We start from the raw sequence: 14,291 nt of genomic DNA on the forward strand, positions 1-14,291 counted from the left end.
GGGCGCGCGCCCGCGTCAGCCCCCGAAGAACGGGTCGCCGGCGAGCGCCTCGTGGTACGTGATCATGAAGCCGACACAGAAGCTGACGATCACGCCGTAGAACACCAGCATGCCGAGGGTGCCCGCGGCCACCCTCGCCCGGCTCGGAGGGTACGCCGTGGCCTTCTCGGGGTGATGGGCGATGTAGTACGCCGGGACGATGTCGCCCTCGACGACCGTCGAGGGGCCGTTCGGCTCCTCGAAGCGTATCGTCCGGCCGTCGCGGGTCGTGAACTCGTAGACGTGATGCATGGTCGTGGTGACGTGCGTGTCGTTGCCTCCGCCGCGGACCGTCGTGTACGAACGCAGACAGCGCGCCTCCGCGGTCAGTCCACTGTTCCAGGCGCTGCGCAGCTCCAGCGAGCGGCGCACGGTCCTGGCCGCCACGAACAGCACAAAGACGATCATCAGGCTGGGCAGGGCATAGAAGAAAGCACTCATGACGGTCCCCCGGTGGTCGGATACTGGTCCCCGCACGTCGACCTGGTCATGTCGACGTGCGGGGAACATACCCGCACCGGTGCCGTCAGCGCCTCAACGAAGGCTCAGAATTCGGGCCTCAGAACGTGACGTCCGCGCAGGAGTAGAACGCGTTCGTCGTGTCCGCGACCGTCCACACCCCGAGGATGACGTGGTGTCCGGTCCGGCCGCCGGGCAGGGTGCCGGTGTGCGAGAGCGTGGACGGGGGGCGCTGTCCGTTGTAGGGGACCGTCAGGAACGGGGTGGTCTCCAGGTCGGCGCGGGTCAGCGCGTGGTTCTGGTTCCAGCCGGTCTTGGTGATGAAGTACTTGAAGTCGGTCGTCGCGTGCATCGCGGTGAACTGCCAGCGGAAGGTGTAGGTCTGCCCCGCGGTCACCTTGGTCGTCGGCCAGGCCGTACCCGCGGGGGTCTTAGGCTGGTCGAGCTGGCCGAAGTTGGTGTGGTTCGCGGAGCAGATCCGGCCATCGGCCGGGCCCGCCGCCGGGAAGCCCTTGAGGCCCTCGACGCTCTGCGGCTCCCACTGGATGTCACCGCAGTTGGCCACGATGCCGCCGTTCGCGGCGCACATCTTCTGCCGGCTGAGGGGCTGGTCGGTGTAACCGTGGGCGCTGGCTCCGCCCGTGGAGAGCACGAAAGTACCCGCCGTGGCGAGACCGAGCGCCGCCGCGTACAACTTCACTTTCCCGCCGGTGCGGGACCGGCCGGTGAGGTTCTGGTTCGTCCGTTTGCGCATGCTGCCGCTCCTGGAGGACGTGGGGGATGTTCCCGTGAGCCGTGCGCGCGAGGTTCAGGTCTAGACCAAGTATCAGATTATTGCGGGTAGTTGAACATGTCCATACCAATGCCCGACCCGGCCGGCCGCCCCGCCCGAGCCGCGCGAAAGTGCGAGGCCTACGAGGACACCTCCCCGCGTCCCGTGCAGAACGCCACCGTCAAGTCCTTCACCAACGCCTTGCGTTCGTAGTCGTCCAGTTCGACCAGCCCGCGCAGGGTCAGCCGGGTCACCGTGTCCTCGACCGAGTCGACGACCGAGCCGAGCACGCTGTCACGGTGCTGGGCGTCCAGGGCCGCGATCCGGCGGCGCTGCATCACGGCGGCGATCTCCGGCGCGTACTCGATCCGGGTGGGCTGCGCGGAGAACACCTCCAGGCCGACGGGAGCCGTGTCCGCGGCCACCATCCGGGTCAGCGCCTCGCCGACCGCGTCCGTGTTGCGCAGGGTCAGATCCCTGATCACGGCGGGCGGCAGCTCGGCCGGCAGCTGGGAGAGCACCCGCGAGAGCGCCGCCTCCACACATTCGCGCAGATACGTCCGGTGGTCGTCGACCGCGAGGGTGGCCCGGGCGGTGTCCTTGACGCGCCACACCACGAGCACGACCACCCGCAGCTCGACCCCGTTCGCGTCGACCACGGACATCGGCTCGCTGCGCCAGTGCCGCAGCCTCACATCGACCCGGCGGCGCAGCACCAGCGGGTTGACCCACATCAGACCGGTGCGCCGGACCGTACCGCGATAGCGCCCGAACAGACCGAGTACCCAGGCCCGCCCGGTCCGGCCGCGGGCGAGACCTCCGAAGCCGAACAGACCGAGCGCGCCCGCCCCGGCGTACGCGGCCCACTGCGCGGGGCCGAGTCCGGTGCCCGCGTGGCCGTGCAGCTCCAGCGCCGCCAGCACGGAGGGCGGCAGCAGGCCCGCCCACCAGGTGGTGAGGGCGCATCCGGCCGCACCACAGGCCCCGGCCAGCACACCCGCCGCGCCGGGCAGCACCCGTGCGGGCCGTTCGACCAGCTCGGGGTCGGCCTCCGGCACCGGGCGCGGGGGCGGGCCGGGCGCGGGCCGCCGGATTCTCGGCTGCTCCCCGGTACCGCGCCGGCGGCCCACGACGGCGGGCGCGAGCGGCACGGACACCGGGTCGGGGTCGTCGCGGAAGAGCAGGTGAACGGGGATCTCGGTGGTGGCCTCGTTGTGGATGAGCCGGGCGGACCGGTGACCGCCGCCGCCCTCGGCCGCCGCACCGGAACACGGACCACCGCCACCCTCAGCCCCCGCACCGGACCGCTGACCACCGCCACCCTCAGCCCCCGTACCGGACCACTGACCGCCGTCGTCGGCCGCCGTGCCGGACCGCCGGCCGCCGCCGTCGTCGTCGGCCGCCGTATCGGGGCGGGGTTCCCCCGGAGGTGCTCCCTCGGACTCCGGGGTGTCTGACGTCGTCGTACTCATAGCTGCCTCCATGCCTCCGCGCCTGGAAGTGTGTTCACGGGCCGTGGGGAACCCGGCCGCTCAGGAGAAGAGCCGCCGCCAGGTCTCCGGTCCCGGGTATCCGTCCGCCGCCCCGCCGCGCCAGCCCTGGGCCCGCTGGAACGCCTCGACGTTGCGCCGGTCCGCCTCGCCCCAGCGCGGCCCCGGACCGGACGTGTAGTACGTGCCGAACCCCTTCTTGACCAGCTGCTTTCCCAGCGCGGTCACCTGGGCGTCGTTCGCTCCGGGCCGGAACACCGCGCGTCCCGGATAGCCGGGCACGGTGCCCGGGGAACCCGGGCCGGCCGTCACGGCGGGGATGTTCCTGCCCTTCTTGCCCACCAGGTACGACCAGGTCGTCGGCCCCGGCAGCCCGTCCGCGTCGGCGCCCTTCCAGCCCTGCGCCCGCTGGAACGCCTGAGTCGCCCGCTTGTCCGCGGCCGACCAGCGCGGCCCCGGTCCCTTGGTGTAGAAGCGGCGCCCGCCCCGGTCCACCAGGAGCCGGCCGAGCTGGGTGACGTACGCGTTGTTCGCGCCGTTCCCGAAGTACGCGGCCCCCGGATAGCGGGTCGACGTGGACGGCGGCGAACCGCCCGCGCCCTCCGTGATCCCCCGGTAGCGATAGGGCACGTAGTGGTCCGAGTTCGTCCAGTACGCGTACGGGGTGGACTGCTTCCTGGCACGCGGCGGACTCTGCTCGTAGGCGACGTACTGGGTGTGCGTGTAGTCCGTCCAACCGCCGAAGATGACGACGTGCGAGCCCTTCTCGGGGTTGTCCGGGTTGTGGAAGAGCAGGATGTCGCCCGGCTGGAGCCGGTCCCGGGTGATCCGCACCCCGAAGCTGTCGAGGCTGCCGGTCCACTCGTTGCCCGGCAGGTTCCAGGCCATCGAGACGAAGCCCGAGCAGTCCTGCCGGTACCCGTCCCGCCAGTAGTCGTCCGTGCTGTACGGCACCTGCGCGTCGATCCATGTCGTGGCACGGCCGATGATCGCGGCCCGTGTGGTGGTGGGCACCTGTACCGTCTGCCCCGGTCCGGCGGGCAGCGCGGGCTTCCCCGCCGGGCCGTGCAGCGGCGCCCTGCGGCCCTGGGGGGTGCCGTCGTGTCCGTCGGCCGGGGGAAGACCGGGCCGGACGGGTCCGTGCACGGCGGCGACCGCCGGGACCGCGCCGAGGGCGGTGCCCGCCGTGGCGGCCAGCGCGAGCGCCAGGGGGGTTCGCGCGACCCCCGTCAGGCCGAGGACATGGGCACGGGCCGCCGGATGCCCCAGGGGGCCGGACGGCCCGAGCCGCGAGGAGACGGGCAGGACCCGCCGCCGGTGAACGCATTCGGGGCAATCACAGTCACTCGCGGGATCGACCTCCTCGAACACCGGAGTCTTCATGCGACGCCCCTCACACTCCAGATTGAAATGTCCGCAATTCTGCACATTCGTCAGTTTCTCAACTGACATCCGGCGCCGCACGCTGACGGTCCGAATGATGTACGGGACCGCCCCCACCTGCCACGGAGCCGCCCACCTGGTCGGGAGCACCCCCGAGGGTCGGGTAGAGTTTTCCCGTCAGCAGGCGCCGCTAGCTCAGTTGGTTAGAGCAGCTGACTCTTAATCAGCGGGTCCGGGGTTCGAGTCCCTGGCGGCGCACCGACCGGAGGGCCTCCTCGTGAGAACGAGGGGGCCCATCGTCATGTCCGGCGGCCGCGGGGCGGAAGCCGCGAGGGCAGGGGCCCGGCGCCGTCCGTCGCGGAACCGGCGTCGAACAGGCCCCGGCCGAACCCCCTCCGCCTCACATCCCGCTCCCCGTGAGGTACGCCGAGACGACCACGTTCGCCGTGTAGCTGCGGTCGGCCCGGTCGAAGGTTCCGCCGCAGGTGATCAGCCGCAGCTCGGCCCGCCCGGACTCCCGTACGCCATAAGCCTGCCGGGCATCGAAATGGTCACGCGGCAGTACCTGGACGTCGTCCACGGTGAACTCGGCGACCGTCCCGTCGTCGCGCATGACCCGGACGGTGTCACCGGGCTTGACGGTGCTGAGCCGGTAGAAGACCGCGGGCCGGGTCTCGGTGTCGACGTGGCCGACCATCAGCGCCGTCCCCGCGGCCCCCGGCTTCGCCCCCGACGCGTACCAGCCGACGACACCCGGCTGGTCGAACGGCGGCGGATCGATGGCACCCCGCCCGTCGAGCCCGCGGGCCACGACGGGCGCCTGCACGCCCATCGAGGGAATGTCGACGCGCTGCGGACGGGCGCTGCCGAGGGGCTTGAGCGCGGGGGGCAGCCGCACCTCCGGCGGCCGGCCGACGGCGGCGATGTCCCCCGTGGTCGGTGCCGACGTCCCCAGCCGCAGATCCGTCACCTCACGGCCCCACAGCCACAGCCCGAGCAGCAGGACAAGCCAGGCCACACCGGTCAGCAGACGGCCGGTGCCGGGGGAACGCTCCCGTTCGGACATGTCAGTCGCGGCCGTCGTTGCCCCGGCGCGTGCCGCGGACCGCCACGGCGATCGCGGCGACGCTCGCGAGGACCAGACCGACCACGGCCTGCCTGGTGCCGGGTCCGGCCGCGTGGGCGTCGTCCGCCGCGGCGAGGCGGGCGGTTCCGCCGCCGCCCGCGTTCACCGGCGCGACCGGCGAGGCGGGCGTGGCGACGCTCGGGGAGGAGTCGCGTGCCGGGACGGTGAGCGTGCCCTTGACCCGCTCGTGGTGACCGTCGCAGTCGACCTGGATGCCGTAGTCGCCGGGCCGCAGCGCGGTACGGACGCGGGTGTCACCGACGAGTCCGCCGCCGCCCCCGCCGGTCAGCCGCGCGTCCGAGACGAACGCGTCCGACGCCGCGGTGCCCGTCCGGCCCGCACAGCCCATGGCCCGCAGCCGGATGTCGCTGCCCGCGGCCGGGGAGGCCGGGTTCACGGAGACACCGGCCGGTCCCGCGTCGGCCGCGTACGCGACGGGCGTGAACGCCGCGGCGACCACCGCCCCGGCACAGAGAGTAAGCCGCATCGAGCGCATCGTGAAACCTCCAGACAACTGGAGACTCCCCCTCAGGACGGCGGCCCGCATCTTCAGGGGGCCGCCACTGCTCCGTACGGGTCCGTGCGCGCCGCCGGGGGTTTGGACCGGCTCGACGCGGTCCCGAACCCGGATCGCCCGCTCAGACGCGGTCGACCAGGTCCGCGATCGAGTCGACGATCTTCGACGGCCGGTACGGGTACCGCTCGATCTCCTCGGGCGTGGTCAGCCCGGTCAGGACGAGGAAGGTCTGCATCCCCGCCTCCAGACCGGCCAGCACGTCGGTGTCCATCCGGTCGCCGATCATGGCGCTGGACTCCGAGTGCGCGCCGATGGCGTTCAGGCCGGTCCGCATCATCAGCGGGTTCGGCTTGCCCGCGAAGTACGGCTGCTTGCCGCTGGCCTTGGTGATCAGCGCGGCGACCGCTCCGGTGGCCGGCAGCGGGCCCTCGGTGGACGGGCCGGTCTCGTCCGGGTTGGTGGCGATGAAGCGGGCGCCGCCCTTGATCAGCCGGACCGCCTTGGTCATGGCCTCGAAGGAATACGTACGGGTCTCGCCGAGGACCACGTAGTCCGGCTCGTGGTCGGTCAGGACGTACCCGATGTCGTGCAGCGCGGTGGTCAGGCCCGCCTCGCCGATGACGTACGCCGTGCCGCCGGGCCGCTGGTCGTCCAGGAACTTGGCGGTGGCGAGGGCGGAGGTCCAGATGTTCTCGACCGGCACGTCCAGGCCCATGCGGTTGAGCCTGGCGTGCAGGTCGCGCGCCGTGTAGATGGAGTTGTTCGTCAGGACCAGGAAGGGCTTCCCGGACTCCCGCAGTTTCTTGATGAAGGCGTCGGCGCCGGGGATGGGCACACCTTCGTGGATGAGGACGCCGTCCATGTCGGTGAGCCACGACTCGATCGGCTTGCGCTCTGACATGTGCTGGGTCTCCTGCCGTCCTGGCGTACGTACGCACTCGGTCCGCGGGCGCCGGAACGACACTGTGCCGACGCCCTCAGCCTAGTCAGGACGGTGCGGTGCCGGTCCGGGTGTCAGCGCCGGCGCATCCGCCGGGCCAGGGCGAACAGGCCGGCTCCGAAGGCGACGAGGACGAGCGCGAGCGCGGCCAGTGCCGGCCGGTTCGCTCCGCCGGGTCCGGTGCTGGCGAGCTGGTCGGCGGACGGCGCCGTCGTGCCGGTCCCGGCGGTGGTCCCGCTGCCCGTGTCCGTACGGGCCTCACCCGTACCGGTGGTCCCGGTACCGGTCCCGGGACTCAGGCCGGCGTCGGCACCGGTGTCCGCGGTGCCGTCCTGGTCCGCGCCCGTGCCGGTCTCGTCACCCGACTCCGGGTCCTTGTCCCTGACGGCGCCCTCGATCCGGAAGCGGTAGGCGTTCGACTCCCCCACCCAGGAGCCGTCGTCGTCGTGCTTCTGCACGACGGCCGCGTTCGCGACGACGGAGTTCGGGGCGCTCGCGCCGGAGGCCAGGGAGAGCCGCACCTTCACCGTCAGGGTGCGGCCGGGGGCGACGGTGAACCCGGGGAAGCCGTCGTCGAACGGTCCCACGTTCTCGGCCTCGTCGCTCCGCTCGAATCTCACCGCATGGGCCCGCTCCCCCTCGTAGAACTCCAGCCGCGCCTGCTCCGGCCGCAGCGCCCGCTTCTCGTCCACGAGGACGACGACCGGATGGATCGCGCCGCAGGCGTGCGCCGTGGTGTTGGTGAGGTCGATGTACCAGGTCCCGGAGGCGCCGCCCGCCTGGTAGGCGTCGGGGCCGCCGTGGATCCGGGTCCTGATCGGGAAGTCGTGGGTGTCGGACGAGACACAGTCCGGGCGGGGTTCCAGCGCGTGCGCCGGGGCCGGAGTGAACGTCACGAACAGGGCGAGGGCGGTCGGGGCGAGGGCAGTCGGAGCGAGCGGATGAGACGTACGCAGTCGCATGAGGAGCCTTTGGCCGATCGGGAGGGGGCGGGGATCGGGAGGATCGAAAGCGTCAGTCGGTACCGGGCAATGGCCTCGCGACCCTGCCACGCCGCACCCCCGCCGCCGGACCGCCATTCGGGCAGTCACCCCCGTTCGGCCCCGGAATCCCACCGTCCGGCGGCACCCCCGCCGACTCGACACCCCCGCCACCCCGGAGACCCTGCGGATCTCGGCGACCCCGCGAACCTCGTCGAGCCCACAGATCTCGGCGGCCCCGCGGACCTCGTCGAGCCCACGGATCTCGGCGAGCCCACGGATCTCGGCGACCCCGCGGGAGGTGACGATCGAGGCCGGCCCGAGCACAGGCCGCCACAACCGAAACACGCACCGCGTGCCTGCCTCCCCGCACGAGCATCCCCGCCCACCCGAACAGCCGAGCCGGCCCGGATCGGCCCGGGTCAACCCGCCGCGGCCGGAGCACGCACCGCGAGCGGCCCCGCGCTCACCCCTCCCCGCGCCCGAACAGCGGAGCCAGCAGCAGTTGGGCCGCGCCCTCGGCCACCCCTCTTGCTCCGCCGGGGGCCACCCGGACCGGCACCGCCGGACCGCCTCCTTCGCGCCGGGCGCGTTCCTCCAGGACGGCCCCGACACCCTGGAGGAAGACCGCCTCGTGAGCCGCGACCGTGCGCCCTCCCAGCAGCACGAGGTCGATGTCGAGCAGCCCCACCAGGTTCGCCGCGCCGGCGCCGAGCACCCGAGCGGCCTCGGCCACGGTCCCCCGCCCCACCGCGTCCAGGCACAGCACCTCGATGCAGCCGCGGTTCCCGCACTCGCACATCGGCCCGTCCAGCTGGATGACCTGGTGTCCGAACTCCCCGGCCCCGGTACGGGCCCCCCGGTGCACCACCCCGCCGATCACGAGCCCGGCGCCCAGACCCGTACCGAGATGCAGATACGCGAAGGACCCGCCGCCCACGAGGCCGGGGCCGGACCGGGTGCCTGCCCCCACCGCGACCCCGAGCGCCGCCGCGTTGGTGTCCTTGTCCACGACCACCGGCAGCCCGAGCCGCCCGGCCAGCGCGGCCCGCAGGGCGAACCCGTCCCACTCCGGGAAACCCGTCACCCGGTGCAGCACCCCCAGGCTGTGGTCGAGCGGCCCCGGCAGCGCGACCCCCACACCCAGCGGTGACACCCCGCCGAGCAGGGCGGAGACCTCGCCGGCCGCCCCCTCGACCACCGCGTCGGCCCCGGCCCCCAGATCGAGCGGGGCGTGCCGCTCGGCCACCACGGCCCCGGTGAGATCGCAGAGCACGGCGGTCAGCTCGTCCCGGTCGAGATGCAGCCCGACCGCGTGCCCGGCGTCGGGCACGAGCCGCAGCACCGTACGGGGTTTGCCGCCCGTGGACGCGAGACGCCCGGCCTCCGTCGCCAGGCCGTCCGCCCGCAGCCGCGCGGTGATCTTGCTGACGGCCTGCGGGGTCAGCCCGGTCCGCTCGGCGAGTTCCAGGCGGCTGATGCCGGAGACCCCGGCCGTGCGCAGCAGATCGAGCACCAGCGCGGCGTTGTGACTGCGCAGGGCGGGCAGGTTCACCCCGGCCGCCCCGGCGCCCGCGCCCCCGCCGGAACCCGGATTCCCGGGGCCACCCTGGTTCACGAAGACACCGGAAGCCCCGCCCACGCCCTGCCGGCCGGAAGCCCCGCCCGCGCTGTGACGGCCGGAGGCGTCGCCCACACCGTTCCGGTCGAAAGCCCCGCCCGCGCCGTGACGGCCGGAGGCGTCGCCCACACCGTGACGGCCGGAGACGCCGACATCCCCGGCCCCGCCCTGATCCGCGCATTCTCCCGAGGTCCGGGGTACACCTGGATTCCCGGGCATCCCCTGCGTCCCGGCCCCACCCGCATTGGTCCTGTTCACATCACCCATTGTCCCCCGCGCTTGCACTTTGGCAACAGCGTTGCGAAAGTAGGACGCATGACAGGCATGACTGGTACTGGTACGCCCCTTCGCGTGGGTCTCGTCGGCTACGGCCTCGCGGGTTCCGTCTTCCACGCCCCGCTGATCGCCACGACCGAGGGGCTCGCCCTCGACACGGTCGTCACCTCGAACCCGGAGCGCCAGGCGCAGGCCCGCGCCGAGTTCGGCGACGGACTCCGCTTCGCCGCGACGCCCGACGAACTGCTGGACCGCGCCGACGAACTCGACCTGATCGTCATCGCGTCCCCGAACAAGACCCACGTCCCGATCGCGACCGCCGCCCTGAAGGCCGGCCTCCCCGTGGTCGTGGACAAGCCCATCGCCGGTACGGCGGCGGAGGCCCGCGAACTGGCCGCCCTGGCCGACGAGCGCGGCCTGCTGCTCTCCGTCTTCCAGAACCGCCGCTGGGACAACGACTTCCTGACCCTGCGCAAGCTGTTCGCCGACGGCGAGCTGGGCGACGTCTGGCGCTTCGAGTCCCGTTTCGAGCGCTGGCGCCCGCAGCCGAAGGGCGGCTGGCGCGAGTCCGGCGACCCGGCGGAGATCGGGGGTCTGCTCTACGACCTCGGCAGCCACCTCGTCGACCAGGCGCTCGTCCTCTTCGGCCCCGCGGCCTCGGTGTACGCGGAGTCGGACGTCCGCCGTCCGGGCGCACTGACCGACGACGACACGTTCATCGCGATCACGCACGAGAACGGGGTCCGCTCCCACCTCTTCGCCTCCGCGACAACCGCCCAGCTCGGCCCGCGCTTCCGCGTCCTCGGCTCGCAGGCCGGTTACGTCAAGTACGGCCTCGACCCGCAGGAGGCCGACCTGCGCGACGGCAAGCGCCCCGGCGCCGGCGCCGAGTGGGGCGTCGAGCCGGAGGCCCTGTGGGGCCGCGTCGGCTCCGGCGAGTCCCCGCTGACCGGTGGCGGCCGTCCCGAGCCGACGGTTCCGGGCACGTACCCCGCGTACTACGCGGCCGTCGCCGCCGCCATCCGTGACGGCGGCCCGAACCCGGTCACCGCCCACGAGGCCGCCGCCGCCCTGGACGTCCTGGAAGCGGCCCGCCGCTCCGCCCGCGAGTCCGTGGTGGTGTCCCTGTGAACGCGCCCGTCGCACCGGAGATCGCCGAGCTCATCGCCGAGCTGGAGGAGCAGGAGCGCCGGCTGACGCTCCCGGGCTTCACCCACGACGACGCCTGGGCCCTCGGCACGCTCCTGGTCGGACTCGCCCGCGAGCGCGAAGCGCCGGTCGCCGTCGACATCCGACGCGGTGGCCAGCAGCTCTTCCACGCGGCGCTGCCGGGTTCCACCCCGGACAACGACGCCTGGATCGACCGCAAGCGCCGCGTCGTCGAGCGGTACGGGTGCTCCTCACTGCTGGTCGGCTCGCGCTTCCGCGCCAAGGGCACGACCTTCGAGGAGTCCTCGCGCCTCGACCCCGACACGTACGCGGCCCACGGGGGCGCGTTCCCGATCGCCGTGACGGGCGCGGGCGTCATCGGCACCGTGGTGGTCTCGGGCCTGCCCCAGGTCGAGGACCACAAGATGGTGGTGGAGGCCCTGGAGACACTCCTGGCCCGGTAGCGCATCGGTCCCCGCGCCCGTGAGAGGCGCGGGGACTGTACGACCAACCACAGCGCAGCCCCGTCAGGGGCGCGAGGAACTGCGCGAGCAACCACAATCCACCCGCAGCGAAGAACGCCCCCCGACCCCAACGGACCCGAACCGCGAACCAAGCGGAGCGCTCACGCGTCGGCGAGCTCCTGCCGCTGCCGCCCCAGCCCCTCGATCTCCAGCTCGACGACGTCACCCGCCCGCAGGAACGGCTTCGGCTCGGGCCGGCCGAGCGCCACCCCGGCGGGTGTACCGGTGTTGATGACATCCCCCGGGTACAGGGTCATGAACCGGCTGACGTACCGGACGACCTCGGCGACCGGGAAGATCTGCTCGGCCGTCGTACCGTCCTGCTTGAGCTCACCGTTCACCCAGAGCCGTAGCGACAGCGCCTGCGGGTCCGGGATCTCGTCCGCGGTCACCAGCCACGGCCCCAGCGGGTTGAACGTCTCGCAGTTCTTGCCCTTGTCCCAGGTGCCGCCGCGCTCGATCTGGAACTCTCGCTCGGAGACGTCGTGCGCCACCGCGTACCCGGCGACATGCGCGAGCGCCTCCTCCCGGGACTCCAGGTAGCGGGCGGTGCGGCCGATGACGACGGCCAGCTCGACCTCCCAGTCGGTCTTCACCGACCCGCGCGGCACGAGCACCGTGTCGTTCGGCCCGACCACGGTGTCCGCCGCCTTGAAGAAGATCACCGGCTCGGTGGGCGGCTCGGCCCCGGTCTCGCGGGCGTGGTCGTGGTAGTTCAGCCCGATGCACACGACCTTGCCGATCCGGGCCAGCGGCGGTCCCACGCGCAGGCCGTCCGCGTCCAGCGCGGGCAGCTCACCGGCCGCCGCGGCGGACCGGATCCGGCCGAGTGCCGCGTCGTCGGCGAGCAGCGCCCCGTCGATGTCGGCGACCAGTCCCGACAGGTCCCGGAGGATCCCCTCGGCGTCGAGCAGCGCGGGCCGCTCCGCCCCGGCCGTACCGACTCGCAGCAGCTTCATGGTCACCGTCTCCCTCGGTCGCGGGCTGTCCGGCCGACGGGTGCGGCCGTCGGAGGACCGTGCGATCCTCCAAGCTCACGGTCCAGTCCGCAAGACCCCGTTCACGGACTGGACCGACGACGGAAGGCTCCGTCAGGCGAGGGCCGCGGCCGCGGGCGCCGCCCCCGGCATGTCCCGGTAGAGCACCGCCCGCTCCACCGCGCTCCAGGTCGCGCTGGTCACCACGTACAGCGCGGCCGCCAGCGGCACCACGGCCACGGTGAACAGCGTGAAGAAGGACATGAACGGCATGATCTTGGCGACCGAGGCGAGAGCGGCCGCCTGCTCGCTCCCGGCCTCACCCGCCACGGGCGCGGCGACGACGGTCGTCCGCTTCGTGCGCACGTAGTTGAAACCGGCCACGGCCGTGACGACGGCGAAGAGAGCCAGGTAGACGAGACCGGCCGGCCCGAAGAGCCCGCCGTCGCCGAGCGCGTCCGCCCACCGGCCCCCGAGCGGTGCGGCGAACAGCGTGTGCCCGAGCAGGGTGTTGGCCCCGCCGCCGATCGTCGAGCTGGAGAACAGGTGGTAGAGGAGGAAGAAGGCCGGCATCTGGAGCAGGCTGGGCAGGCATCCGGAGAGCGGCGACACCTTCTCCTCGGCGTGCAGCTCCATCAGCGCCTTCTGGAACTTCTCGCGGTCCTTGCCGTGTTCCTTCTTCAGCTCGGCGATCCGCGGCCGGAGCGCCGCCTGCGCCCGCTGTCCGCGCGCCGCCGCCCGCGACAGGGGATGCACGAGCAGGCGTACGAGCGCGGTGAACAGGACGATCGCGGCGGCGGCCGCCGAGCCATGGAACAGCGGCTGGAGCAGGTCGGCGATGTGCTCGACCAGGTGCGCGAAAACGGACATGAACGTGGACATGCGTGAGCCCTCCGGGGGTCTCGTCGTGCCGTGACTACGGAATGCGGCATGACGACCCGCGCGGGGCACCTGTGGCGGAGTACCACTCGGGGCGAACCACCGGAAGTCTCGGGGTGGGTCACCAGGAGCGGGGGCCACCCGGGGCGGAAGCCGCCCGGGTGGAGTGGAGGGGTGCCTACGCGGTCGCCGGGAGGGCGTGTCCGGGCGCCCTGGGGCGCGGCCGTCCGCTGGCGTCGGGATCGCGTTGCGGCAGGAAGGCCGTGCGGCGGTCACGGTCGCGGATGGCCGTACGGACCCGGGTGGGCGGCACGACGGGCGCGCAGCGCGCCACGATGAGGGAGCAGGCCGCGAAGGCGGACCCGGCCGCGGCCGTCGCGGCGACCGCGACGGTGGCGGTGAGGGTGCCCGTGTCGAGCAGGGCGACCTCGAGGAGCAGGAGCAGCAGTACGGCGGCGGGGCGGGCGTCGGCCCAGGTCCGGGTCATCGACCGCTCCTCCTCTCGTACGTGGTGCGCGTGTCCCTCCGTTCGTTATACAGGATGCTTCTCGGCGGACCGCCCGGGACCGGACGCGGCGTCCGCCACACCATGCGAACCGCGATCCGTGTCGACCGGCTCCAGCAGCCGCCTCGGCCCGAGCAGGGCCCGGCTGACCGGATCCGCCGGATCCCGGTCGAGTCCGGGGCCCGGCGTCATCTCGACGTCTGGGACGGGCACGACCAAGGCGCAGCGGGGGCACTCGCCGTACGGGCCGAGTTCCGTGCCGCAGGCCGCGTGCCGGAAGTAGCGCAGGCGGCTCTCGCCGAAGTGCTCGCGGCCCCACAGGCCGAGCGAACGCAGCGTGGGCCACAGGGCGACACCGCGGTCGGTCAGGACGTACTCGTCACGCGGCGGCGACTCCTGATAGCGGCGCTTCTCGAGGATCCCCTCGGCGGTGAGCGCCTGGAGACGGGACGCGAGCACGGCCCTCGGGATGCCGAGGTGCACGAGGAAATCGTTGTAGCGCCGTACGCCGTAGAGCGCGTCGCGGATGACCAGAAGCGTCCAGCGCTCGCCGACGACCTCCAGCGCGCGGGCGATCGAGCACTCCTGCGTCGCGTAGTCCTTGCCCAGAGCCATGCCCTCCACTGTAGCCACTTTCCGACATGTTGGTTCATT

The 14,291-nt window shown here is 72.9% G+C and carries 15 protein-coding genes and 1 tRNA gene; 3 read left to right on the top strand and 13 right to left on the bottom strand.

Translation table 11 applies throughout. The features are described 5' to 3' along the window. Nucleotides 1–15: 15 nt before the first annotated feature. The 4 genes from OG410_RS16560 to OG410_RS16575 form a co-directional block, all read right to left on the bottom strand. Nucleotides 16–480 (bottom strand): DUF3592 domain-containing protein, encoded by a 465-nt coding sequence (locus OG410_RS16560; protein WP_329299868.1) that lies wholly within the window; start codon nt 478–480, stop codon nt 16–18. Between the two features lie 118 nt (nt 481–598). Beyond that, a complete protein-coding gene (locus tag OG410_RS16565; RefSeq protein ID WP_328669299.1) occupies nt 599–1,252 on the bottom strand; it encodes a lytic polysaccharide monooxygenase auxiliary activity family 9 protein in 654 nt (217 codons plus the stop codon). A gap of 158 nt (nt 1,253–1,410) precedes the next feature. Next, nucleotides 1,411–2,742 carry an SPFH domain-containing protein gene (locus tag OG410_RS16570; protein ID WP_329299869.1) on the bottom strand — a complete coding sequence of 444 codons (1,332 nt, stop codon included), beginning with the start codon at nt 2,740–2,742 and terminating at the stop codon, nt 1,411–1,413. Nucleotides 2,743–2,802: 60 nt separating this feature from the next. Beyond that, nucleotides 2,803–4,143: a peptidoglycan-binding protein gene (locus OG410_RS16575; protein WP_329299870.1), complete on the bottom strand. Its 1,341-nt coding sequence runs from the start codon at nt 4,141–4,143 to the stop codon at nt 2,803–2,805. A gap of 184 nt (nt 4,144–4,327) precedes the next feature. Between OG410_RS16575 and OG410_RS16580 the strand changes: the two genes are divergently transcribed. Next, nucleotides 4,328–4,401 (top strand) — tRNA-Lys (locus OG410_RS16580). A 142-nt stretch (nt 4,402–4,543) separates the two neighbouring features. On the opposite strand, the gene OG410_RS16585 is transcribed toward OG410_RS16580, so the two are convergent. The 5 genes from OG410_RS16585 to OG410_RS16605 form a co-directional block, all read right to left on the bottom strand. Next, nucleotides 4,544–5,209, bottom strand: coding sequence for a class F sortase (locus tag OG410_RS16585; protein ID WP_329299871.1), 666 nt, complete (start codon nt 5,207–5,209; stop codon nt 4,544–4,546). 1 nt (nt 5,210) lies between these two features. Then, nucleotides 5,211–5,765: a hypothetical protein gene (locus OG410_RS16590; RefSeq protein ID WP_329304144.1), complete on the bottom strand. Its 555-nt coding sequence runs from the start codon at nt 5,763–5,765 to the stop codon at nt 5,211–5,213. A 142-nt stretch (nt 5,766–5,907) separates the two neighbouring features. After that, on the bottom strand, nt 5,908–6,687 hold the full coding sequence (locus tag OG410_RS16595) for an HAD-IIA family hydrolase (RefSeq protein ID WP_328669304.1): 780 nt from the start codon (nt 6,685–6,687) through the stop codon (nt 5,908–5,910). 113 nt (nt 6,688–6,800) lie between these two features. Beyond that, nucleotides 6,801–7,688 (bottom strand): hypothetical protein, encoded by an 888-nt coding sequence (locus OG410_RS16600; RefSeq protein ID WP_329299872.1) that lies wholly within the window; start codon nt 7,686–7,688, stop codon nt 6,801–6,803. A gap of 484 nt (nt 7,689–8,172) precedes the next feature. Continuing rightward, the gene (locus OG410_RS16605; protein ID WP_443063891.1) at nt 8,173–9,324 is read right to left on the bottom strand and encodes an ROK family transcriptional regulator; all 1,152 of its coding nucleotides are present in this window, start codon (nt 9,322–9,324) and stop codon (nt 8,173–8,175) included. 318 nt (nt 9,325–9,642) lie between these two features. On the opposite strand from OG410_RS16605, the gene OG410_RS16610 reads away from it, so the two are divergent. Continuing rightward, the gene (locus tag OG410_RS16610; RefSeq protein WP_329299873.1) at nt 9,643–10,734 is read left to right on the top strand and encodes a Gfo/Idh/MocA family oxidoreductase; all 1,092 of its coding nucleotides are present in this window, start codon (nt 9,643–9,645) and stop codon (nt 10,732–10,734) included. Then, nucleotides 10,731–11,216: a heme-degrading domain-containing protein gene (locus OG410_RS16615; RefSeq protein WP_329299875.1), complete on the top strand. Its 486-nt coding sequence runs from the start codon at nt 10,731–10,733 to the stop codon at nt 11,214–11,216. Before OG410_RS16610 ends, OG410_RS16615 begins: the two co-directional genes overlap by 4 nt. 161 nt (nt 11,217–11,377) lie before the next feature. Here OG410_RS16615 and OG410_RS16620 read toward each other — a convergent pair whose 3' ends face one another. From OG410_RS16620 to OG410_RS16635, 4 genes are all read right to left on the bottom strand, one after another. Then, entirely contained in the window at nt 11,378–12,235 is an 858-nt protein-coding gene (locus tag OG410_RS16620) for a fumarylacetoacetate hydrolase family protein (protein ID WP_329299876.1), read from the bottom strand. Nucleotides 12,236–12,367: 132 nt separating this feature from the next. After that, nucleotides 12,368–13,123 (bottom strand): YidC/Oxa1 family membrane protein insertase, encoded by a 756-nt coding sequence (locus tag OG410_RS16625; RefSeq protein WP_329304146.1) that lies wholly within the window; start codon nt 13,121–13,123, stop codon nt 12,368–12,370. A 187-nt stretch (nt 13,124–13,310) separates the two neighbouring features. After that, on the bottom strand, nt 13,311–13,619 hold the full coding sequence (locus OG410_RS16630) for a DUF6412 domain-containing protein (RefSeq protein WP_329299877.1): 309 nt from the start codon (nt 13,617–13,619) through the stop codon (nt 13,311–13,313). 45 nt (nt 13,620–13,664) lie between these two features. Next, nucleotides 13,665–14,252: a winged helix-turn-helix transcriptional regulator gene (locus OG410_RS16635; RefSeq protein WP_329299878.1), complete on the bottom strand. Its 588-nt coding sequence runs from the start codon at nt 14,250–14,252 to the stop codon at nt 13,665–13,667. Between the last annotated feature and the right edge of the window lie 39 nt (nt 14,253–14,291).

The sequence above is a fragment of the Streptomyces sp. NBC_00659 genome (assembly GCF_036226925.1).
Lineage (GTDB): Bacteria > Actinomycetota > Actinomycetes > Streptomycetales > Streptomycetaceae > Streptomyces.